The sequence below is a fragment of the Streptococcus cristatus genome, assembly GCF_003943815.1.
In the GTDB taxonomy this organism is placed as follows: Bacteria; Bacillota; Bacilli; order Lactobacillales; family Streptococcaceae; genus Streptococcus; species Streptococcus cristatus_F.
In genome coordinates, this window is record NZ_RJNA01000007.1 from 82,891 (window position 1) to 103,561 (window position 20,671).

Consider the following 20,671-nt stretch of genomic DNA (forward strand, 5'->3'; position numbering starts at 1 on the left):
CTCTTTAATTAAAAATGTTTTTGTAATCTCGAACATCCGCAAAACGTCCGTCCCAAATGTCCTCATAAAATTCATTTATCGTTTCTGCTGGAATGTCATCACTATCAAACGTTGTGCAAGTTCCTTCTGGAACAATAAGCTTATAGCCATATTCAAAGGCAACCTTGACAGAGGTATCCACACAATATTCAGTCTGCATACCACATAAAACTAATTTTTCAATCCCCTGTTTATCCAAGTATTCTTTTAAGCCAGTTTCTTTGAAAATACTATTATACTTCTTTTGAAAGACCTTCTCATCAGTTTTTCGATTTAAAAGTGCAGATAACTGCCAATCTTCTGCTGTTCGAGCTTCAGGGTTCTCAATATGTTGAATATAAATAATTTCGATATTCTTACTTCTAGCCTGGTTTTGTAAATAAGAAATTTTTTCCAATAGACTTTTTGTCTGAAAACCAGTTTCCACTAAAATATTCTGAACATCAATGATTATAAAAGCCGTCTTCATTTAGTCCTCTTTCAAATAGTGCACAAAGGCATTATAAGTCTCCAAGGTCTGCGGGTAGATGGGCATCCCTTTGCGAGCCAAATGCTCCACAGTCCTTGCTGTTTCATAGGCCACAGCTTGATTGAGCGACCGCTGAGCCAAGTCTCTAGCCTTGTCTACTCCCGGAAAATCCCGGTTGTGCTCAATATAGTCGGCGACATAGACGACCTTGTCCAGCTCAGACATGGTGGCACTCCCTACTGTATGAATCTCGATGGCTCGCAGAATCTCAGCATCTTCGATGACTAAATCTTCCTGAATCTTGTAAATGCCCACCATTCCATGCCAGACATTATTGCCCCAGTTTTTTAGGTCAGGATCTAGCCGGTATTTGTCAATCAAGGATAGGAATTCCTCATCCAAGACTTTTTTAGCATAGTCATGTAGGAGTCCTGCCAGACCCGCTTTTTCAACATCAAGACCGAAGCGCTCCGCTAATTCTCGGGCAGCCTTTTCCACACCTAGACAATGCCGCAGGCGTTTCTCGGGCATAACAGTTTCCATCTTAGCCAGCAAGGCCTCACGGCTCATGCTGATATAGCTTTCATAGGTCATAGATAAAGCCCTTCTTTCTCAATATAGTCTAAGACTGGCTGAGGTAACAGGAAATTAGGAGTCCGTCCCTGAGCAAGAAAATCCCGCACCATACTGGAGGAAATATCCATAAGCGGCACATCCACCCAGATGACAGGGTAAGAAGTCCCCGCCTTGTAACGCGGCCGCTGAACACCGACAAACTGAACCAGCTCAACCAGCTCATCAATCCGGTACCACTTGGGAAGATAGTCCACCATATCCGCACCGATGATAAAGTAATAGTCCGTATCTGGATGTTGCTCTGTCAGCAGCTTCATAGTGTCGTAGGTATAGGAAATTCCCTTGCGCTCCAGCTCAATGGTTTCAATTCCTAGGCCTTCAATACCCTCAATAGCCAGCTCCAGCATTTTCAGCCGATGCTTTTCATCGATGGTCTCTTTCTTGTCCACATGGGGCGGCTCATACTCTGGCATAAGCAGAACCTGATCCAAGCCTAACTGTTGCCGGACCTGATCCGCCACGACCAAATGAGCATTGTGGACAGGATTGAAATTCCCACCTAAAATGCCAATCTGCTTGCGTTTTTTATCTTTAACTTCTGGTTCTAAATCCACCTTGGTAAAGGGGGTCAGTAATTCAATAGCCATAGGCTGACATCTCCACAGAAATTTTTCCTTAAATTTGCTTGACTTTAACAGAGAGTTTGCGATTTTCCTTCTTCCTGGACTGCTTGTAGAGAATCAAGATCCGGCCAATCTTCTGCACCGTATCCACTCCGATTTCCTCTTCCAGAATTTCCGCGACCTCGTGAATATTCTCATCCGTATTTTGCAAGAGCGTAACCTTAATCAGCTCGCGCGCGTCCAGCGCCTGACGGATGCTGGTTTTGATTTGGTCATTGAGTCCATTTTTCCCAATCTGAATGATGGGTTTGAGACTATGTGCCTGACTGTTGAGAAAGGCCCGTTGTTTTGATGTTAGTGTCATGTTTTTCTATAAGGCTTGAGGTCAGTTGGGATCTGCTTTTCCCCACTACTCATCGCCTTTTCCTTCCTTATTTTAAGGGAATTTCTTCCCCCTTGGTTTTTTAAATAATTAAATGATGGCTTTCCGAGTGACAACCGCCACACCCTCTGGCGCCCAGCCGGCTACGCGGGCAGGTCCACTGACGCGAATCCAACCCAGACCAGAGAAGACGATATCCGTCTTGTCCTTGATGGTAAATTCATGCTTGACCAAGGCTGGAAATTCTTCCCTTTCCTTGCCAACTGGCGGAACCAAGAGACTGCCGACATGCTTGTCATAAAAGTCACTGGCGCCTTCCAACTTAGTCCGGTGGAGCTTGAGCTCATTGTCAAAATAAGCCGTGAAGCCTTGCTTGTCACCTGCCACAAAGTCAAAGCGACCTAAACCACCCAAAAAGAGGGTTTGCTCTGGATTGAGCTGATAGGTTTTGGGCTTGATTTCCTTTTTGGGACTGATGTATTTGAGATTCTTAGCAGAAAGATAGTGAGCCATCTGGTGCCGATGGATGATGCCCGGTGTATCATAGATATGACTGCCGTCCGCCAAAGGAATCTCGATTTTGTCCAGAGTTGTACCCGGGAAGCGCGAAGTCGTAATAATATCCTTATCACCCGTGATTTCCTGAATAATGGCGTTAATCAGAGTAGACTTGCCCACATTGGTCACACCGACCACATAGACATCACGTCCCTTGCGGCAGTGCTCAATCTTATCAATCAAGTCCTTGATGGCCTGCTTGTTTTGAGCAGAGGTCAGAATGACATCAACTGGACGCAGACCTTCTTCGTGAGCCCGCTCCGTCAGCCATTGGGTCACCTTACCATCCTTGACCGACTTAGGCAGAATGTCCTTTTTATTCCCGACTAAGAGCACATCATTTCCTGCAACAAAGCGAGGCAGGCCAGGAATGACTGACCCATTAAAGTCAAAAATATCGACAACATTGACGACCAAGGCGTCGCTATCCCCAACTTCGTGGAGAAGTCGCAGAAAGTCATCATCCGTCAGCTGGACGTCGCTAATTTCATTATAATGGCGCAGGCGGAAACAGCGCTGGCAATAGAGTTCGCCTGTTTCCAAGCCTTTTTCTAGAGCCGACTGGGGCGTGTAGCCTAGCTGGCTCTTATCTTCTGTCTGAATAGGGGCTCCGCAGCCGATACAGAGAAGTTCTTCCATTCTTTCTTAAATTCCTTTTTTGTATTGAATTGGGCCGTATTTTTCAGTGATTTTCTTGAGCACACGGCGTTCACGCGCCCGATTAATCTGGGTCTTGATAGAGTCGTGCTCGACCAGCGGTTTGACCAAAATCGAGCGAATCCCGGCCCGATGAGCAGCCCGAATATCCGTCATGAGCTGGTCCCCCACCATGACCACTTCCTTTTTTTCAAAATGAAAAAGCTTGAGCGCTCGGTCAATGCCCCAAGTGAAAGGCTTCATAGCCCAGTAGACATAGTCAATTTCAAACTTTTCAACAGCTCGCTTGACCCGTTTTTGGTTATTATTGGACACCACGATAATCCGAATACCCGCATCCCGCAAATCATGGAGCCACTTCTTCATCTCTGGGGTTCCGTCAGGATTATTCCAAGCAATCAGGGTGTTATCCAAATCCACCAAAACAGCTTTGATGCCCTGCCTTTTCAAACTCTCTACTGTCAAATCGTAAACCGCCTCAACCGCAAAGTCCGGCATGTAATCTTCAATTGCCACATCTCTCTCCAAAAATCGTATTCGCACTATTATAGCATAAAATAGGCTTTTTGGCACCTATAACCCCATTTCTTCCAAGAGCCATTAGGAGATTCCCACTTCCTATTTCCCAAACAAATGAAAACAGCTCCCCAAGCGGGAAGCTTCATTTTAAAATGGGCAATATTCATGCTCATAAGACCACTATTTACTTTTTTCGCTCTCTAACTTTTTTTCATGAAGTTCTTGAAGATAACTGACAACGCCATTAAAAGACGATTCTTTAGCTTTTTTGATATGGAGTTTCTTCGAAAACTTCTGAAAATCCTTTTCCTTAACACCAGGGGCAATGCGAATGTCAACAGATTCCCATTCACCATCTTTCTCTTCGTATCCTACTAAAGCAACTAAAAATGATTCCCTTAGTCTATGCTCACCTGTTAACAAATATGCTGTATCACTAAAAAGACCATCATAATATGAAGGATTAGATAGTGCAAACAGTATAACATCTTCTTTCTTAAGCTCTCCATCAACACTAGATAAGGGCTGCTCATCTACATACTCAATCGGTAAGCGAATTTCTACTGGAATTAACGAATAGTAAAGAACGTCTTTGTTATAAATTGAATCTGGACTCATAATTTTGTCATAGCTATTCACATACTCCACGGCTCCACCCAAAAGGAACAAGAAAAAATAACTAGCTATAAATAGTAAAATCCGTTTTTTTCCGAAAAAGAAGTACCAAATACTTAAGAATAGTACAAAGAGAATAATTGTATTAAGGTGGAAAAATGTTCTTATGAGGTTCTCATAGGCAATCTCCCACATTTTTTGATGATATAAGTTTAAATATTCTTCCACTATAACTCTCCTAACTCATAGAATTTTTAGCCTGGGCTCAAGCTTACTCATAGTCCAGCCCGTGACCATCTTTTTCTTTCCGTAATTTTAATTCATAAAATTCTTGAAGATCGAGAATAATACTGGTAGCACCCTCTGCTTCATCTTTTTTAATATGAAGAACCTTAGAAAATTTCTGAAAATCCTTCTCCTCAACACCTGGGGCAATGCGAATGTCAACAGATTGCCATTTACCATTTCTCTCTTCGTAGCCTACTAAAGCAACTAGAAAATTTGTCCCTACCCTCCACTCGTCTACTAAAAACGGTGCTATACCACCAAATAAACTATCATAATATGTAGGATTAGATGCCGCAAATACTAAAATATCTTCTCTCTTAAGCTCTCCATCAATACTAGCTAAGGGGATTTCATCTACATGCTTAAATATCGGTAGAGCTCTTTCACTCTTTAGTGAAGCGACCATTAAAGAATCGTTGTATATTGAAGCTGGATTCATAATTTTATCATAACTGTGGGCATACTCCGCAACCATACAAAGAAGGAACAAAATAAAAGGAGGACAGATCATTACCAAAAGACGTTTCCATCTCCTTGCCAATAGGTCACTCAAAATATAATAAGGATAAATGAGTAGAACGAAAACAATTGTATAAGGATTGAAAAATACTGTTACGACATTACCGAAAGCAATCTCCCACATTTTTTGATGATATAAGTTTAAATATTCTTCCACTACAACTCTCCTAACTCATAGATTTTTTAGTTCGAGCACAAGCACTCTCCTTGGTTTTTGAATACTCATAGATGATTGCTCGCTAGTCACATCATTATATCATCTTTCATACTTTTTAGCACCTATAGCTTCAAAGCTTACAAAAAAGGCAAAAGATGCTATAGTAGATATAAGAATAATTCTCTTGGAGGTGCCTATGGCAAGCAAGGATCGAGAAATGAAAGCTGTTTCTCCCTTTTTGCAAAAAATCATCAACTGGTCGTCCATCATCGGAGCTGTGGGGACAGTGGCCTTTTGTATCTGGGCCTACTATGCAGGAATCCTCCAGTCCAAGGAAACCTTGTCTGCCTTTATCAGACAAGCAGGCGTCTGGGGACCACCTCTTTTTATCTTCCTGCAAATCTTGCAGACGGTCGTGCCCATTATCCCTGGCGCCTTGACCTCTGTTGCAGGCATCTTTATCTACGGGCATATCGTCGGCACCATCTACAACTATGTTGGCATCGTCATTGGCTGTGCCATCATCTTCTATCTAGCTCGCACCTACGGACCAGCCTTTGTCCAGTCCGTCGTCAGCAAGCGGACCTATGACAAGTATGTGGGCTGGCTGGATGAGGGCAATCGCTTTGAGCGTTTCTTTATCTTTATGATGATTTGGCCTATCAGTCCCGCTGATTTCCTCTGTATGCTGGCCGCCTTGACCAAGATGACCTTCAAAAAGTACATGCTGATTATCGTACTCTGCAAACCCATCACCCTCATCATCTACACTTACGGACTGACCTATATTATTGATTTCTTCTGGAAATGGCTCGCAAAATAAGAACCACGGACATTAAAAATCGCTCAAGCTAGTAAGCTTGGGCGATTTGTTTATTCTGAAGATGCTGATGTTGTGGAATGATCGGCAGATGATGCTGACGGTGTCGGAGCTGGCGTAGATGCAGGCGCAGAACTTGCTGGCGGTTCACTGCTAGCACTAGGCTCAGGAGTATAGGAACTATAGTTGCTATAACTACTATAACTACTATAACTGCTATAGCTACTACCATAAGTGCTCTCACTAGGTTGGCTATAAATAGTTCGATCATTCTGGACTGAGCTTGAACTCTCTGAACTAGAAGCACGTAGGCTCCTGCCTCCCATCAAGTCTTCATACAGTACGGCATTGGTTTTCAGGGTCTTAACTGAAGACAAGCCCAACGTTTTCCGAATGAGATTTTGCATTTCCAGCAAATGATCAGACGTAACCAGCTGATAGCTACCGCCATCAGCCAAGGTAGCATCTTCCCCACGCAATTGTTCAGACTGAATGCTTCTAAAGGCGTCTTTGTAGCCCAATAACTGAGGGATACTTCCCGCATCCAGCGCTACATTGGTCTGCATATTCTTGCTGACTGCTCGCAAAATAGCTTGATAATGGCTAATACTGTTAAGACTGAGCACCTTCTCAACGACCTTTCGGATCACCTCACGCTGACGTTTCTGACGACCGTAGTCACCCTCTGGATCCTGGTAACGCATGCGGGCATAGACCAAAGCTTGGTCTCCGTTGATCAAATGCTTACCTGGCTCGACAGTTGCAGTGTATTCTGGTTCATTTTCTTCGATGGAAATTGGGAAATCAAAAGTATTGTTGACTTCAATACCGCCAACTGCATCGACTAGCTGAACCAGTCCTTGCATATTGATCATCACATAGCGGTCAATATGGATGTTCATCAATTTCTCAATGGTCGCAATGGCCAATTCTGCACCGCCATAAGCATAGGCGGCATTGAGTTTGGCTTCTGTCGTTTCGCCATTTTCATCGATTTGAGTCAGTATATCCCGCTCCAAACTCATCATGACCGTCTTTTTAGTCTGAGGATTGACAGATAGGAGGAGCATGGAGTCGCTATTTCCCTTCCAGGTATCAGACCGAGAGCCGCTTCCTGTATCTACCCCCATCAGTAAAATCGTCAAAGGCTTGGTTTCCGCAATAACGTTCGTTTCATTCCCAAAACCTTTGTAAGTATGGGACAAAGTGTCCGTTGACTGATTGTAAATAGTCCAAGCATAGCCTCCTACTCCAATAGCTGTGACAAGCAACAGGCTCAAAAACATTCGTACAATTTTTTTAAACATATTTCATCAATCTATCAGTTTTCCCATCAGGTAAACATCTAGAAATATCCCTTCTCTTAAATAGGCCCCTCTTTTTTGCAGGCCTTCGATTTCAAATCCTAATTCTTTATAGAGATGAACAGCTCGTTCATTTCTGACCTGGACAGTCAGCTCCAAACGGCGAAGACTGCTTCCATTTTCTGCCCAATCCACAGCTTCTTCTAGCAAGATACGACCGAGACCTTGATTCCAAAAGGCTTTTTTGACAACGATAAAGACTTGCCCAATGTGGCGAATCCGCTCATGAAAATCCGCTGCGATACTGACAATCCCAGCGATTTCATTATCAAGCAAGGCTAAGAGATAAAGCTGATTATCCGACTCAGCTTGGCGCTGAATGAACTGACCCATCTGCTCTTCATCCATCAAAATCCCAGCCTCATCCAAGGTCATGTAGTCTGACTCGGCTCCGACTTGATTTAAGAAGCGAATCAAGTCAGCGGCATCTGTCTTTTCTGCCTCCCGCAAGGCCAATTCAAACTCAGCCATGCAGCAATTCCTCCAGCAGTTCCTGAGAACGGCGTCCCTGACTTTCAAAGACTAACTCACGGCCGTCGTCTTTCTTTAGAAGAGTCAGCTTCAGATAATCATCTGGTAAACTCTCACCTAGCAATTCTCCCCACTCGATGACCGTAACTCCCTCACCAAAGAGAAAATCATCCAAGTCAATCGAGTCCGGATCCTCACCAATCCGATAGACATCTAAGTGGTACAGTGGCAATCGTCCTTCATACTCCCGAACAATGGTATAGGTCGGACTTTTGATCATCTGCTTGATTCCCAGACCTTGAGCTAAGCCCTTGGTAAAAGTCGTCTTACCCGCACCCAAGTCTCCTGTCAAAACCAAAACATCTTGCTCCTGAAGGAGGCTTCCGAGACGCTGGCCCCATTTGATTAATTCTTCTTCATTATGACTAAACATTCTTTTATTATACCAGAAGATTTGCATTTGCGCTCAATTTTCTAATAGAGGAAGCAAAATATTTGAAAAAAATTAGATAGACCTCCAAATCTTTTATTGAGGACAAGCCACTCACTTCTATCAAAAAGAATCTAAGATCGTCCACAAATCTTTTTCTCGCATAAAGAAAGAAGCTGGAAGATTTCCAACTTCTTAATAATAATTTTTAAGAAAGAGCCAGGCTGATAAAGTTAAGGATGAAGAGCAGGTTTAAGATCCAAATCATTGGATGCACATCCTTAGCTTGACCTTTGATAACTTTCACAAGAGCATACATGATAAATCCTGCTGCAATCCCGTTCGTGATACTGTAAGTGAAGCCCATGAAGATAGAGGTGAAGAAAGCTGGGACAGCTTCTGCCATATCATCCCACTGGATATTTTTCAGACTGCCAAGCATCATGATCCCAACGACAATCAAGATTGGTGCAGTTGCTGCTGTTGGAACGATTGCCAAAAGCGGGCTAAAGAAGCTAGATACTGCAAAGCAGACCGCTACAACCAAGGCTGTCAAACCAGTCCGTCCGCCAGCTCCAATACCAGCTGCAGACTCTACGTAAGTAGTAACGTTAGACGTTCCGGCGATTGCACCGATAGTCGTTCCGATCAAGTCTGAGTACAAAGCCTTGTCCAAACCTTCTGACTCATGGTTTTCACCAGAGCTTGCGACGATACCAACTTTTTCACCAGTTCCAATCAAGGTACCAATAGTATCAAAGATATCCGTCAGAGAGAAGGCTAGGATAGCCATAAATGTCTGAGGCAGGCGCGCCGTATCAGCAAAGAGAGCACCCAAGCCTTCTGGACCAACCGCAACCCCGAACACTTGTCCAAGTTCTTTCAGAGCTGTTGACAGATTGTGCTGACCAAAGTCAATCGCAGACAGGTTTACCAAGCCAACAGCAATCGCTACGACTGTTGTTGTAAAGATGGATAAGATAATGCCACCTTTGATGCCCTTGATAACAAAGAAAACTGTAATCGCTAGACCAAGTAAAGCGAGTAAAACTGCTGGATTATTAAAATCAACTAATCCTGGAGTTGCAGCTGAGTTTGCTGTTAGAGCAGCTTTCGCTTGGTCAGCTCCTTTACCAGCTACTACATAGTTGCCTGGATCGATCGAAAACTTCAACAGTCCGGCATTTTTAATCCCTACATAAGCTAGGAAAACACCGATACCAGCGGAAATAGCTGAACGCAAAGCTGATGGAATAGACTCGATAATAGCCTTCCGAATCTTAGTCAGGGTTATGAAGAGCGAGATCAGACCACAGATGAAGACCATGCCCAGAGCCTCTTGCCAAGTATAGCCCAAACTAAAGACAACTGTGAAAGTAAAGAAAGCATTTAGACCCATACCCGGCGCCTGTGCGTAAGGGAGGTTGGCATAAAAGGCCATCATGAGTGTTCCAGCAACGGATCCGATGATCGTAGCCAGAAAGACACCTTGAGCTGGCATACCCGTTTGCGACAGCATGGCTGGATTGACAAAGAGGATATAGCTCATAGCAAAGAAAGTCGTTAACCCAGCGAGAACTTCCGTACGAACATCCGTACCGTGCTCTTTGAGTTTAAATAATTTATCCATTATAGATAATCTCCTAAATTGTTTTATGGCAACTGATTAAAAGAGAACTCCTGATTTTCTTTAAAACAGTGCTGCTTATTCGTTATTTACGAACAATACTATGATTATACTCAAAAACATTCACTTTTTCAAGTCCATTGCTCCAAAAAATACTTTAAAGTGCCTTATTTTTTATTTTCTCTGCTTAAAAAGAGTAAAGTCATGATTTGGATAAAGGTAAATCCAAGGATAAATACCAGACGATCCTTCTGAAAGGTCTCCAGTAGCTTTTGGACAACTAGCTGAGGCCGCGTCACCAGATCCCAAGAATTGAGGCGATCATAACGACCGATATAAATGGCTAAACTCGACAGATAAGACAACCCTGCAACCACAAGCATATCCAACCACCAAGTCCACTTCCAGCGCTCACGCAAAATATTCCAGCTTTCAATCCCGCAGTAGACGCCAAATAGAATGCTCGGCACGAAAGCCATAAATAGGCGCATGCTGACAGGGTTCCACAGAGTATCTCCCACCCAAGTCATGTGCACCAAGTCTGTCAGCATATAAAAAGCATTAGGATAAAAGGCCAGCCAAACTACCAGCAAAAGCGGATAAAGCCACTTCTGCTTCTTAAACATCGTCGTCAAGATGGCAGCATCATAGGCAATTAAGGCCAGAATCATATTCCAAATCAGGTCTGGCCCCTGAGCCGTAATCCCCTGAATATATACAACAAATGCAATTAGTAGGAAAAAAATGTGAATTAAAATTGGTTTACGCATACAAGATCCTCCCCTTTACTTTAACTCTCTTCGCTCATAGACTATCAGCAGACATCTTTCGTCTTAGCTATTGAGGAAACATTATACCACAACTTGTGGCATTTATTCTTAATTCTGTTATAATAGTCTTTACGATACTTAGCGAGACTATACGAGGAAAAAGAATGACAAAAAAAGTAATTGCCGTAGATTTGGACGGAACCTTGCTCAATTCTGAGAGTAAGATTTCTGATTTTACCAAAGAAACTATCCAAAAAATATCGGCTAAAGGACACAAGGTCATCATCACCACTGGCCGCCCTTACCGCATGGCTCTGGACTTCTATAAGGAATTAGAGCTGAATACTCCCATGATAAACTTCAACGGTTCTCTGACCCATATCCCTGAGAAAAGGTGGGAATTTGAGCAATCCTTGACCGTAGACAAGTCTTTCTTGCTGGATATGGTCCAACGAAAAGAAGAAATCGAAGCTGACTTCATCGCTGGAGAATACCGCAAGAAATTTTACATCACCAATACCAACGAAGAAATCGCAGATCCCAAGCTCTTTGGCATTGATAACTTTAAGCCAGAAAATCAATTTCAGGCCCAGCTGGTCACTAAAAATCCAAATGCTATCTTGCTGCAAACACATGCCACAGACAAATACGCTCTAGCCGAAGAGATGAATGCCTTTTACCAGCATGAACTCTCCATCAATACCTGGGGCGGTCCTCTCAATATCCTTGAGTGCGGCCCTAAAGGTGTTAACAAAGCCTTCGCCCTCCAGTACCTGCTCAATATCCTCAATGTCGATCGCAAGGACCTGATTGCTTTTGGTGACGAGCACAATGATACTGAAATGCTGGAATTTGCGGGAACAGGCTATGCCATGAAGAATGCCAGCGAAACCCTGCTGCCTTATGCTGACCAACAGCTTGAACTCACTAATGACCAAGACGGTGTAGCTCACAAGCTAACTGAGCTCTACTTATAGAAATCAAAACAAATCAAACAAACACAATTTGAACCGCACCTCAACTGCCAGACTCTTTCTGTCTAACTGTTGAGATGCGGTTCATTTTTTAAGGTAAATTTTTCTACTTAACCAACGCTTCTATTCTACTTTTCCACCTTCAACAACGAGGTCATCCGCTTTTGCAGCATCACCGTAGGTTGGGTGAAGAGTCTTTTCATAAGCTTTGTGGAAGAAGTTTTCCTTGCCCAATTTTTCAATGTCTTTATTGATGAAATCAAGCAACTCTTGGTTTCCTTTTTGGACTGCTGGTGCGATAGTATCTGGGTCACCGAGAGAAGAAATCCCCACTTCATACCCTTTATTTTCAAGAGCCCAAGCTAATACTTCGGTATTGTCAGTTGAAAAGGCATCTCCACGTCCATCCAAAAGAGCTTGGTAGGCATCACTGTATTGGTCATATTTTTGAAGTTTGACTTCTGGGTGATTTTTCTCAAAGTATGTTTCAGCGGTAGTTCCTTTTGTGACAATCAAAGTCTTGCCTTCAAGCTGTTTGACATCTGTAATGACAGCTTTCTTAGGAGATACAACACCCAGTGAAACCTTCATATATGGAAGGGCAAAGTCGACTTGTTTCTTACGCTCGTCTGTGACTGTAAAGTTGGCAAGAGTGATGTCCACCTTGTTAGAAATCAAGTATTCCGCACGGTTAGCAGCATCAACAGAAACGTATTTCACCTTAACACCGAGGTCTTTAGCCAGCTGATTTCCCAGTTCGATGTCATAACCTTGGTAAGAGCCGTCGTTGTCTACATAACCAAAAGGTTTCTTGTCCCCAAATACAGCAATTCGTAGTTCACCACTTTTTTTGATTTCCTCAATAGTGCGAGCTTTAGCAGTAGTTTTGCCAGATGAAGAAGTAGCATTTCCGCCTGAGCCACAAGCTGTGACAAAGATAAGGGCAAAGGCAAGTGCCAAAACAGTTAAGAGTGATTTGAGTAGTTTCATAAGAATCTCCTTTATAAATATGAGCCAAATTGGCTGAAGTCAAAAACGTTTAAAAATTCTTGTGCTCGTTTGGTTTGTGGATTGGTAAAGAAGGACTGAGCCGTTCCTTCTTCAGCAATCTTCCCTTGGTCGAGGAAGATAATCCGGTCCGCAATGGCTTGAGCAAACTGCATTTCGTGGGTCACCAAGATCATGGTGCGACCTTCTTGAGCTAGGTCGTTGATGAGTTCGAGGACCTCGCGCACCATTTCTGGATCCAGCGAAGCCGTCACCTCGTCAAAAAGGATAATTTCTGGATGCATGAGCAGGGCACGGACAATGGCAACCCGTTGCTTCTGTCCACCAGACAATTGGCGAGCGAAGCTGTGTTTTTTATCGAGCAATCCGACGCGTTCCAGTAATTGCAGGGCTTCTTCCGTCACTTCTTTCTTATCCCGTCCTTGTGCTTTGATAGGACCTAAGATAAGGTTCTGCAGGACGTCCAGATGGGGAAAGAGTTCATAACTTTGAAAGACCATGCCAATCTTTTGACGAACCAAGTGAAAGTCTTTCTGGTTTTCAATAATAGACTGGCCATCCAGAAGAATATCTCCACCCTGAATGCTTTCTAGGCCATTAAGGCAACGAAGGAGGGTGCTTTTCCCACAACCAGATGGTCCTAGAATAACCACTACTTCCCCTTTTTTGATTTCTAGGGAAAGTCCTTGGAGGATGGGATTGTCTCCGAAGGATTTTTTTAGATCCTTGATTTCTAATATAGTATCAGACATTTAGTTCCTCCAGTGTTTTTCTAAGTGAGTGGATAGTTTAGAGATAGGGAAGCAAACTGCGAAATACAGAACCAGTATGGTGCCGTAAATCCAAAAGGATGCGGTTGGAATGGTCAAGCGATTGCTATCGATGATTTGCTGTCCCACCTTGGTAACTTCAACAACCCCAATCAAAACAACCAGAGAAGTCGTTTTGATCATCCGAGTGACCAAGTTGATGGCCTGCGGAAGCAGTCTTCTCAAGACCTGCGGGATGATGATGTGGTAGTAAAGTTGGAAGGTCGTTAAGCCCAGCGCCTGTCCGCTTTCAAACTGATGTTTAGGAAGGGAAGTGATGGCTCCACGCACCAAGTCTCCCATCTCTGCCGTTCCCCAGAGGGTAAAAACGATAACGGCAGAAGTCTCTCCCGATATATTGATATTAAAGTTTCGGGCTAAACCAAAATATACGATGAAAAGTAGTACCAGCTGGGGCATGATACGGATAAATTCTAGATAAAAACGTGTCAAGAAACGAACGACTCTAGAATGAGAGGTCATGATAATTCCCATCACCGTACCGAAAATCATGGATAAGAGGACAGAGAGGATGGAAATACCAATCGTGACTCCCAATCCCTGTAAGATCCGCAAAAGATTATTTCCCTGAAAGAGTACTTGTATTCCCGAATCCTGCATGGCGGAGCCTCCTTTCTATCCAACTAAAGAACAATGATATAGGCAGGAGCATGATAAGATAGGCTACTACCAACATAGCCAGTGCGATGTCTGTCTCATAGTAAAGCCCAATCAAGTCCTTGGCAACGTACATGAGGTCGGCTAGGGCAACGGCAGAGAAAACTGAGGTTTCCTTTATCAAGAAAATTACGTTGGCACTGAAGGACGGCAGAGCCACTGCTGTTGCTTGCGGCAAGACTACGTAGCGAAAAACTTGAACGGGTGTCAGACCGATCGCTAAGCCAATCTCATGCTGGGTTTGACTAACTGCTTCTAGCCCGCTTCGGAAGGATTCTGCCATATAGGAGCCTCCCAAAAAGATAAGACCAAGTGTGGCGCAGACCTCCGAGGAAAGGACAATCCCTATTCGGGGAAGCCCGAAGTAGAGAAAGAAGAGTTGAATCAAAAGAGGCGTATTTCGCGACAATTCAATATAAGCTGTGGCTAGCTGTGCCAAAACAGGGATGCGATAATGTCGGATGATACTAACAAGTAAACCAACTAGAAAAGCTCCTAAAATGCCCCAAACTGCGATATGTAGGGTTAGAAAAAATGCCTTTTGATATAATGGTAGATATTGTTCAACAATGGACCAATCCAAAAGAGAACCTCCCATCTAGGAATAATACAGCTATTGTAGCACTAAAAGACATGTTTGGATAATATGTATTTTCTATCACAATGATAAAAAATATTTATCGTCTCTATTGCAATCTGAAACTTCCAGACAAAATTTTTGAAAATGACATGAAAAAGAGTTAAGATGTTCCTGTAAATCAAAAAAGTAAACGTTTACTTTTATCAAGGAGGACATTTTATGTCATACAAAACAAGCAATGCCGAAGGCCCTGTGGATTTTATTAACACCTATGATCTGGAACCTATGGCACAGCAAGTCATTCCCAAAGCTGCTTTTGGCTATATTGCAAGTGGTGCTGAGGACACTTTCACTTTGCGCGAGAACATTCGAGCCTTTAACCATAAACTCATTGTTCCTCATACACTCTGTGATGTAGAAAATCCAAGCACTGAGATTGAGTTTGCTGGAGAAAAGCTGTCTTCACCAATTATCATGGCGCCTGTTGCAGCCCATAAATTAGCAAATGAGCAAGGGGAAGTAGCCACTGCACGTGGTGTACATGAGTTTGGCTCTCTTTATACAACCAGCTCCTACTCCACTGTTGATCTTCCAGAAATTTCTCAAGCCCTCCAAGGAACACCACACTGGTTCCAATTTTACTTCAGTAAAGATGATGGGATTAACCGCCATATCATGGATCGTGTCAAGGCAGAAGGCTACACAGCCATTGTCCTAACTGCGGATGCGACTGTAGGAGGCAATCGTGAGGTTGATAAGCGCAATGGCTTTGTTTTCCCAGTTGGCATGCCTATCGTTGAAGAATATTTACCAGAAGGTGCTGGTAAGTCCATGGACTTTGTTTACAAATCAGCTAAACAACGCCTGTCGCCACGAGATGTAGAATTTATCGCTGAATACTCAGGACTCCCTGTGTATGTCAAAGGCCCTCAATGCCGTGAAGACGTTGAACGTTCACTTGCCGCAGGTGCTTCTGGAATCTGGGTAACCAACCACGGTGGCCGCCAAATCGACGGTGGACCAGCTGCATTTGACTCGCTTCAAGAAGTCGCTGAAGCAGTTGATAAACGTGTACCAATTGTCTTTGACTCTGGTATTCGCCGCGGCCAACACGTCTTTAAAGCCTTAGCTTCAGGAGCAGACTTGGTAGCCATTGGACGACCTGTCATTTATGGATTAGCCCTTGGTGGTAGCGTCGGTGTACGCCAAGTCTTTGAACACCTAAATGCCGAATTGAAAACAGTCATGCAACTATCTGGAACTCAAACCATCGAAGATGTCAAACACTTCAAACTACGTCACAACCCATACAATCCAACCTTCCCAGTTGACCCTCGTGATTTGAAATTGTATTGATAAATAAAGCAGATTGCAATAAAAAAGCACACCTCAAAAGTTAGGCATTAAATCTAACGATTGGGGTGTTTTTAATAGGAAATTAACTTATATGGGCATAATTCATAACTATCATCCGTGAAATAATGGATAACTTGAAACGAGCAAACTAACGAGAAAGTACTATACAGAGGAACAAACTACTTAAACAAAAAAGACCTAGCCCTGTCCAATACAGAACTAAATCTTTTTCTTAAATTATTTGTGTAGTTTTTGGAGGACAAGTATACATTGTCTAAGTTTTCTCCAATTTCTATTAAAAGTTTCAAATCTAATCTTCAGTTGCCCCTTTCATATTCTCCTTTCTTACAACTTTAAATCGAATATTTAAATCCCCTTTTGTTTGTTTTAGTACCTTCTCAGCCATTCTCTCAGGAGAAACTAGCCTAAATGTAGTTTCTGTTATATACTTCGTTAAATAAGTCCTTAATTCGTCACATTTTTCAGTCAGTTTTGACTTACTCATAAAATCATCAGCTACTTCTTTATACTCTTCAAGAATCTTTACTTGACTTATTTTTTTGTGATAGTCTACAAAGATTGCAACTTCCTTACGAACTTCTTCTTTTAACCTAGATAGTTCAATATCATCCTGGATAACCAGAGTTAGTAATAACATATCTCTTAATTTTATAATAGAGTCGTATTTAGGAATCAGATACTCTGCATATAACAAGGAAAAATGTTTTTCAAATTCAATATCTTCATCTAATTCTAAATCATTAGGGAGGCTCTTCATCAATTCAAATATTGCATCTACAAATAACTTTTTAGCACTTCTTAAATCACTCAATATCTCATACGAACGCTCTGCACGCTCAATAGTATATTGTAAAAATATACGTTCCCTTTCGTTCTCTTCTTGTTTTTCAAAAAATTCTCGTTGTAGCTTATGTTCATATTTCAACTGTTTAAGTTGTTGCTTATTTTGAAGCTTTGCAATATACACCGCTACCCCAGCACCCAAAAGAGCACCGAGCATTGAACTGATAAACTGTGAATTTAAAAACTCACCCAATATTTGAAAAATAGCTAACTTATCCATAACAATCCTCATCTCCTATACTCTAAATTATATCTAATCAACAATTGAATTCCCTTATTCAATCCCTAGTTATAATTTTATGGCTTATCTTCGAACTATTTTATCAGTTTCTCAACGAACCATAAAGTATTTTTATACTAAAATAACACTATTTTGATATTTCTATATTTAAAAATATTTAATTTCTTCAGCTTATGCTTTCAGTATAATAGGAGATGTACAACTATCTAAAAAATATTGATTCCTTAATCTTAATACTGTAAAATAAGAGTATCTTTAATTTAAAGGAGCTATAATGGAAAAAATTTCATATCGTATTGGTCAAATTATTGCAATTGCTATTCTCATTTTTAGCCTTTGGGCACTAGTAAAAGCAATACTATTCTCAATCACATTTTTTAATAACCTACCAACACTGGATACTGTTATTATTGTAGCTCTAGTGTCTGGTACAATCTCAATTGCGTCTACTATTGCCAAACTTATTTGGGAACGACAACAACAAAAAAGAGAATATTTAACGCAAAAACGAGAAGAACCTTATGAACAATTTGTAGCGATAATCTATAAAATAGCAAAAAATAAAGATCAAAATTACCATGAATTAGAAAGTGATATACTAACTCTTAATCAAAGTCTTTCTTTATGGGGGTCTAAAAACGTTGTAAAATCATGGTCTGAGTTTATATTGCTTTCTTTCGAAAATACTGATAGACAAAAACTACTTGATAAATCAGAAGAAATAATGAACCATATGAGGACTGATTTAGGAGTTAAAAAAACAGAGAATACAATGTTACGCTCACTTTTCATCCGTGATATTGACAATTTGAAATAAGTTATTTTTTAATTTATTGTCTCTACTTACTAAAAAACTATCACAAAACCACAGAAATCCCCCTCAGAATCTTCCTTCTAAGGGGGCTCTCTTTATGCTGTTTTCTCTCCTGCTTCTTCCGTTTTTGTTTTCTTATTTGTGCCAACTAAACGGCGCTTGCTGTCTCGGATTGTGTTGAGGTCTTTGAGGAGCTTAGCCAAGTGGGCTCTCTCTGGATAGGCTTCTGCGACGGCTGCTGTGTAGCGCACAAAGAGGTCGTAAGTACGGGAGATTTCACTGCGTAGCTGTTTGGTTTTACCAACTTCCTTGGCTGACTTGGCTGCACGCGCTTCTGCTTCTACCTTATCATAGTCCGCTTGGGCTGCTATCACAGCCGTCAGCATAGGGAAAAGGCCTAGACTCGTCACAGCTCCCTGATAGGGCTCTTCCTGCAATGTTTTGAGCAGACTCTTAATCTCAGCCGTTGCGACAGCATTGGTATGTTTGGTGATATCCTTATACTTTTTAAAGACTGGCAGCAAGACTTCATGGGCTTCTTTCAAGTCTCTATCTTTGATTTTGGCAAAGCCCTTATGCAAGGTAAACAGACCAACCAGAGCGTTATCTCGCTCCTTGTCTAGTTCTACGAGACTCATAGAGTCTTTCTTTTCTACGTTGGCCAATTGAACCTGAAACTGCTCTAGTTTGCTATGAAAGCTTTCTAGGTGCTTGCTATACATATCCTCATCTCTATAGGAGCTTGTAAAAATCGTGAGCACCTGATAGGAATCAACCATTAGACTCTCAAACTCACGGTGAGTCAGATTGCTATAAGACAAGGGGCGAATGGTGTAAGTAGTGTTTATCATAAAACCTCTCCAATATGTTTGATAAAGCAAGTATAGCATGTAGAGATGAAGCTTGGTGTCTCTTGCCCTAAAATGTCATTTTTTATCCCTGAAAGGGGCATTTTTATCAAAAAACGGAGTCTCTTGCCAGCTCCTTTTCTTCCCTTTTAAAAGAAAAAGACACAAAATCACCCCTCATCTGGCACTTGTTTTTGACGACAAATGACCGAGGGGCGATGGAACTTATAAGTAGAAATGAAAAGAGCGTTCGAGGTCTAGATTACCATGCATCTATAGGAAAAGTGACCAGCCGAGGTCTAGATTACCACGAAACTATAGGAAAAATAACCAGCCGAGACCTAGATTACCGTGAAACTATAGGAAAAGTGACTAGCCGAGGCCTAGGTTGCCACGAATCTATAGGAAAAGTGGCCGGCCGAGGCCTAGGTCACTATAAAACTTCCTTAAATACTAATCACTAAGATACCAAGTAGCTTGATTTCAACTAAAAAGATATCCGCCAGAGGTTTAAAAATCCATCCCATCTGGATTAGGTGCTCCGCCTTCCAAACCGCTGATATTTTTAAGAATTTCTAGATCAGCTGGACTCAGTTCGATGTCAAAGCAGTCCAGATTGCTAGCAATCCGACTCGGAGTGACTGACTTAGGCAGGGGCAGGAAGCCTTCTTGTAAGCTCCAAGCTAGGGCGATTTGGGCAATGGTCTTGCCATACTTATCTGCTATCGCCTGCACAGCTGAATTTTGGAAGAGCTCGCCCTGGCCAAATGGTCCCCAAGCTTCAAGTAGGATATCATGGGCACGGCAGAAGTCCACCGCCTCTGTCTGATAGACACCTGGCGCTAGGCGGATTTGATTGACAGCTGGTGTGACGCGCGCTGTTTCCAGCAGAGCCTCTAGATGGTGAGGCAGGAAATTGCTGACGCCGATCGCTCGGATCTTACCAGCTTGATAAAGGTCTTCCATGGCCCGCCAAACTTCTGCATTGCGCTTTTGCCAAGCCCCGTCTTCTCGTACAGGCTTAGGATTTGGCCAATGGATGAGGTAGAGATCCAGATAATCCAGCCCCAACCGCTCCATGGAGCTGTCAAAGGCTTCCAAGGCCGCTTCATAGGTATGCTTGCTATTCCAGAGCTTGGTAGTGATGAAGAGCTCCTCACGCGGAATGCCGCTATCTTTAATTGCTCGACCAACACTCTCCTCATTCTTATAGATAGCTGCTGTATCAATGTGGCGATAGCCAGCCTTCAGAGCGGCTAAGACTGCCTCATAAGCCTCTTCTCCGTCCTGAGCCTTCCAAGTACCAAAACCCAAGACTGGGATCTTGACACCATTGTTAAGAGTATAATTTTTCATATCTATTCTCCTTATTTTTTCTTTCTTTTGGCTAATTTTGGCTTAAAGATATTTTCCTTGGTTGGAGCCATGCCTCGGCTAAAAAAACTGTAAATGATAAAGGCCAACCCAGCAATAAATATCAAGAAACGATGCAGTAGCAATCCAAAGAAGAGGAACACCAAGCCCATTCCCATAAATTTATAATCAATCTTTTTCATCCTGTCCTCCTCGTCTGTGATAACCCTATTATAACATCTTCTCTTTCATTGAGAAAGCC

General features: G+C 42.3%; 25 protein-coding genes. 4 read left to right on the top strand and 21 right to left on the bottom strand.

All coding sequences use genetic code 11. The annotated features are described in order from the left end of the window. Positions 1–4: 4 nt before the first annotated feature. The 8 genes from D8872_RS06090 to D8872_RS11020 all read right to left on the bottom strand — a co-directional run bounded on the left by D8872_RS06090 (position 5) and on the right by D8872_RS11020 (position 5,402). Positions 5–508 carry a cysteine hydrolase family protein gene (locus D8872_RS06090; protein ID WP_125390306.1) on the bottom strand — a complete coding sequence of 168 codons (504 nt, stop codon included), beginning with the start codon at positions 506–508 and terminating at the stop codon, positions 5–7. Continuing rightward, a complete protein-coding gene (yqeK, locus tag D8872_RS06095; RefSeq protein WP_125390307.1) occupies positions 509–1,102 on the bottom strand; it encodes a bis(5'-nucleosyl)-tetraphosphatase (symmetrical) YqeK in 594 nt (197 codons plus the stop codon). Next, the gene (locus tag D8872_RS06100; protein WP_009659864.1) at positions 1,099–1,731 is read right to left on the bottom strand and encodes a nicotinate-nucleotide adenylyltransferase; all 633 of its coding nucleotides are present in this window, start codon (positions 1,729–1,731) and stop codon (positions 1,099–1,101) included. The genes yqeK and D8872_RS06100 overlap by 4 nt, the downstream gene beginning before the upstream one ends. A 28-nt stretch (positions 1,732–1,759) precedes the next feature. Continuing rightward, positions 1,760–2,071: a ribosome assembly RNA-binding protein YhbY gene (gene yhbY / locus D8872_RS06105; protein ID WP_125390308.1), complete on the bottom strand. Its 312-nt coding sequence runs from the start codon at positions 2,069–2,071 to the stop codon at positions 1,760–1,762. Positions 2,072–2,179: 108 nt separating this feature from the next. Then, positions 2,180–3,286 carry a ribosome biogenesis GTPase YqeH gene (yqeH, locus tag D8872_RS06110; RefSeq protein ID WP_125390309.1) on the bottom strand — a complete coding sequence of 369 codons (1,107 nt, stop codon included), beginning with the start codon at positions 3,284–3,286 and terminating at the stop codon, positions 2,180–2,182. A 6-nt stretch (positions 3,287–3,292) separates the two neighbouring features. Beyond that, complete coding sequence (locus D8872_RS06115; RefSeq protein WP_164549600.1) at positions 3,293–3,820, bottom strand: YqeG family HAD IIIA-type phosphatase; 528 nt, start codon at positions 3,818–3,820, stop codon at positions 3,293–3,295. Between the two features lie 183 nt (positions 3,821–4,003). Then, a complete protein-coding gene (locus tag D8872_RS06120; RefSeq protein WP_260471677.1) occupies positions 4,004–4,666 on the bottom strand; it encodes a hypothetical protein in 663 nt (220 codons plus the stop codon). A gap of 43 nt (positions 4,667–4,709) precedes the next feature. After that, positions 4,710–5,402 carry a hypothetical protein gene (locus D8872_RS11020; RefSeq protein WP_260471678.1) on the bottom strand — a complete coding sequence of 231 codons (693 nt, stop codon included), beginning with the start codon at positions 5,400–5,402 and terminating at the stop codon, positions 4,710–4,712. A 196-nt stretch (positions 5,403–5,598) separates the two neighbouring features. Between D8872_RS11020 and D8872_RS06130 the strand changes: the two genes are divergently transcribed. Further along, on the top strand, positions 5,599–6,225 hold the full coding sequence (locus D8872_RS06130; RefSeq protein ID WP_125390310.1) for a TVP38/TMEM64 family protein: 627 nt from the start codon (positions 5,599–5,601) through the stop codon (positions 6,223–6,225). A gap of 50 nt (positions 6,226–6,275) precedes the next feature. Here D8872_RS06130 and lytR read toward each other — a convergent pair whose 3' ends face one another. The 5 genes from lytR to D8872_RS06160 form a co-directional block, all read right to left on the bottom strand. Then, positions 6,276–7,529 (bottom strand): glycopolymer--peptidoglycan transferase LytR, encoded by a 1,254-nt coding sequence (lytR, locus tag D8872_RS06135; RefSeq protein WP_125390311.1) that lies wholly within the window; start codon positions 7,527–7,529, stop codon positions 6,276–6,278. A 6-nt stretch (positions 7,530–7,535) separates the two neighbouring features. Next, positions 7,536–8,057, bottom strand: a complete 522-nt coding sequence (locus D8872_RS06140; RefSeq protein ID WP_125390312.1) for a GNAT family N-acetyltransferase — start codon at positions 8,055–8,057, stop codon at positions 7,536–7,538. Then, on the bottom strand, positions 8,050–8,490 hold the full coding sequence (tsaE, locus tag D8872_RS06145) for a tRNA (adenosine(37)-N6)-threonylcarbamoyltransferase complex ATPase subunit type 1 TsaE (RefSeq protein ID WP_125372032.1): 441 nt from the start codon (positions 8,488–8,490) through the stop codon (positions 8,050–8,052). The genes D8872_RS06140 and tsaE overlap by 8 nt, the downstream gene beginning before the upstream one ends. Before the next feature lie 205 nt (positions 8,491–8,695). Further along, positions 8,696–10,117 (bottom strand): NCS2 family permease, encoded by a 1,422-nt coding sequence (locus D8872_RS06155; RefSeq protein WP_125372029.1) that lies wholly within the window; start codon positions 10,115–10,117, stop codon positions 8,696–8,698. 164 nt (positions 10,118–10,281) lie between these two features. Then, positions 10,282–10,884 (bottom strand): DUF1361 domain-containing protein, encoded by a 603-nt coding sequence (locus D8872_RS06160; RefSeq protein ID WP_125390313.1) that lies wholly within the window; start codon positions 10,882–10,884, stop codon positions 10,282–10,284. A 164-nt stretch (positions 10,885–11,048) separates the two neighbouring features. Here D8872_RS06160 and D8872_RS06165 point away from each other — a divergent pair, with 164 nt between their 5' ends. Next, on the top strand, positions 11,049–11,861 hold the full coding sequence (locus tag D8872_RS06165) for a Cof-type HAD-IIB family hydrolase (RefSeq protein ID WP_061911031.1): 813 nt from the start codon (positions 11,049–11,051) through the stop codon (positions 11,859–11,861). Between the two features lie 120 nt (positions 11,862–11,981). Here the strand turns inward: D8872_RS06165 and D8872_RS06170 are convergent, their stop codons facing one another. Genes D8872_RS06170 through D8872_RS06185 form a run of 4 tightly spaced genes read right to left on the bottom strand, consistent with a single transcriptional unit; the run spans position 11,982 to position 14,936 of the window. Further along, complete coding sequence (locus tag D8872_RS06170; protein ID WP_125390314.1) at positions 11,982–12,848, bottom strand: cysteine ABC transporter substrate-binding protein; 867 nt, start codon at positions 12,846–12,848, stop codon at positions 11,982–11,984. An 11-nt stretch (positions 12,849–12,859) separates the two neighbouring features. After that, positions 12,860–13,618 (bottom strand): amino acid ABC transporter ATP-binding protein, encoded by a 759-nt coding sequence (locus tag D8872_RS06175; RefSeq protein ID WP_125390315.1) that lies wholly within the window; start codon positions 13,616–13,618, stop codon positions 12,860–12,862. Then, the gene (locus D8872_RS06180; protein ID WP_015605355.1) at positions 13,619–14,296 is read right to left on the bottom strand and encodes an amino acid ABC transporter permease; all 678 of its coding nucleotides are present in this window, start codon (positions 14,294–14,296) and stop codon (positions 13,619–13,621) included. It lies immediately after the preceding gene. Next, on the bottom strand, positions 14,256–14,936 hold the full coding sequence (locus D8872_RS06185; RefSeq protein WP_125390316.1) for an amino acid ABC transporter permease: 681 nt from the start codon (positions 14,934–14,936) through the stop codon (positions 14,256–14,258). Before D8872_RS06185 ends, D8872_RS06180 begins: the two co-directional genes overlap by 41 nt. A gap of 216 nt (positions 14,937–15,152) precedes the next feature. On the opposite strand from D8872_RS06185, the gene lctO reads away from it, so the two are divergent. Beyond that, complete coding sequence (gene lctO, locus D8872_RS06190; protein WP_061911041.1) at positions 15,153–16,289, top strand: L-lactate oxidase; 1,137 nt, start codon at positions 15,153–15,155, stop codon at positions 16,287–16,289. A 310-nt stretch (positions 16,290–16,599) separates the two neighbouring features. Here lctO and D8872_RS06195 read toward each other — a convergent pair whose 3' ends face one another. Continuing rightward, a complete protein-coding gene (locus tag D8872_RS06195) occupies positions 16,600–17,373 on the bottom strand; it encodes a hypothetical protein (protein ID WP_260471679.1) in 774 nt (257 codons plus the stop codon). Positions 17,374–17,668: 295 nt separating this feature from the next. Between D8872_RS06195 and D8872_RS06200 the strand changes: the two genes are divergently transcribed. Continuing rightward, a complete protein-coding gene (locus D8872_RS06200) occupies positions 17,669–18,211 on the top strand; it encodes a hypothetical protein (protein WP_125390318.1) in 543 nt (180 codons plus the stop codon). 92 nt (positions 18,212–18,303) lie between these two features. Here D8872_RS06200 and D8872_RS06205 read toward each other — a convergent pair whose 3' ends face one another. From D8872_RS06205 to D8872_RS06220, 3 genes are all read right to left on the bottom strand, one after another. Continuing rightward, positions 18,304–19,056: a DUF6261 family protein gene (locus tag D8872_RS06205; protein ID WP_185761402.1), complete on the bottom strand. Its 753-nt coding sequence runs from the start codon at positions 19,054–19,056 to the stop codon at positions 18,304–18,306. A 510-nt stretch (positions 19,057–19,566) separates the two neighbouring features. Next, the gene (locus D8872_RS06215) at positions 19,567–20,412 is read right to left on the bottom strand and encodes an aldo/keto reductase (RefSeq protein ID WP_125390320.1); all 846 of its coding nucleotides are present in this window, start codon (positions 20,410–20,412) and stop codon (positions 19,567–19,569) included. 11 nt (positions 20,413–20,423) lie between these two features. Beyond that, the gene (locus D8872_RS06220; RefSeq protein WP_005591029.1) at positions 20,424–20,612 is read right to left on the bottom strand and encodes a hypothetical protein; all 189 of its coding nucleotides are present in this window, start codon (positions 20,610–20,612) and stop codon (positions 20,424–20,426) included. Positions 20,613–20,671 lie beyond the last annotated feature (59 nt).

Coding starts and splice junctions, on each gene's coding strand:
- tsaE (WP_125372032.1), bottom strand. CDS start 8,490: ATGTTTAGTCATAATGAAGAAGAATTAATCAAATGGGGCCAGCGTCTC.
- yhbY (WP_125390308.1), bottom strand. CDS start 2,071: ATGACACTAACATCAAAACAACGGGCCTTTCTCAACAGTCAGGCACAT.
- D8872_RS06160 (WP_125390313.1), bottom strand. CDS start 10,884: ATGCGTAAACCAATTTTAATTCACATTTTTTTCCTACTAATTGCATTT.
- D8872_RS06175 (WP_125390315.1), bottom strand. CDS start 13,618: ATGTCTGATACTATATTAGAAATCAAGGATCTAAAAAAATCCTTCGGA.
- D8872_RS06140 (WP_125390312.1), bottom strand. CDS start 8,057: ATGGCTGAGTTTGAATTGGCCTTGCGGGAGGCAGAAAAGACAGATGCC.
- D8872_RS06220 (WP_005591029.1), bottom strand. CDS start 20,612: ATGAAAAAGATTGATTATAAATTTATGGGAATGGGCTTGGTGTTCCTC.
- D8872_RS06200 (WP_125390318.1), top strand. CDS start 17,669: ATGGAAAAAATTTCATATCGTATTGGTCAAATTATTGCAATTGCTATT.
- lctO (WP_061911041.1), top strand. CDS start 15,153: ATGTCATACAAAACAAGCAATGCCGAAGGCCCTGTGGATTTTATTAAC.
- D8872_RS06180 (WP_015605355.1), bottom strand. CDS start 14,296: ATGCAGGATTCGGGAATACAAGTACTCTTTCAGGGAAATAATCTTTTG.
- D8872_RS06090 (WP_125390306.1), bottom strand. CDS start 508: ATGAAGACGGCTTTTATAATCATTGATGTTCAGAATATTTTAGTGGAA.
- yqeH (WP_125390309.1), bottom strand. CDS start 3,286: ATGGAAGAACTTCTCTGTATCGGCTGCGGAGCCCCTATTCAGACAGAA.
- lytR (WP_125390311.1), bottom strand. CDS start 7,529: ATGTTTAAAAAAATTGTACGAATGTTTTTGAGCCTGTTGCTTGTCACA.
- D8872_RS06215 (WP_125390320.1), bottom strand. CDS start 20,412: ATGAAAAATTATACTCTTAACAATGGTGTCAAGATCCCAGTCTTGGGT.
- D8872_RS06170 (WP_125390314.1), bottom strand. CDS start 12,848: ATGAAACTACTCAAATCACTCTTAACTGTTTTGGCACTTGCCTTTGCC.
- D8872_RS06155 (WP_125372029.1), bottom strand. CDS start 10,117: ATGGATAAATTATTTAAACTCAAAGAGCACGGTACGGATGTTCGTACG.
- D8872_RS06165 (WP_061911031.1), top strand. CDS start 11,049: ATGACAAAAAAAGTAATTGCCGTAGATTTGGACGGAACCTTGCTCAAT.
- D8872_RS06100 (WP_009659864.1), bottom strand. CDS start 1,731: ATGGCTATTGAATTACTGACCCCCTTTACCAAGGTGGATTTAGAACCA.
- D8872_RS06195 (WP_260471679.1), bottom strand. CDS start 17,373: ATGGATAAGTTAGCTATTTTTCAAATATTGGGTGAGTTTTTAAATTCA.
- D8872_RS06130 (WP_125390310.1), top strand. CDS start 5,599: ATGGCAAGCAAGGATCGAGAAATGAAAGCTGTTTCTCCCTTTTTGCAA.
- yqeK (WP_125390307.1), bottom strand. CDS start 1,102: ATGACCTATGAAAGCTATATCAGCATGAGCCGTGAGGCCTTGCTGGCT.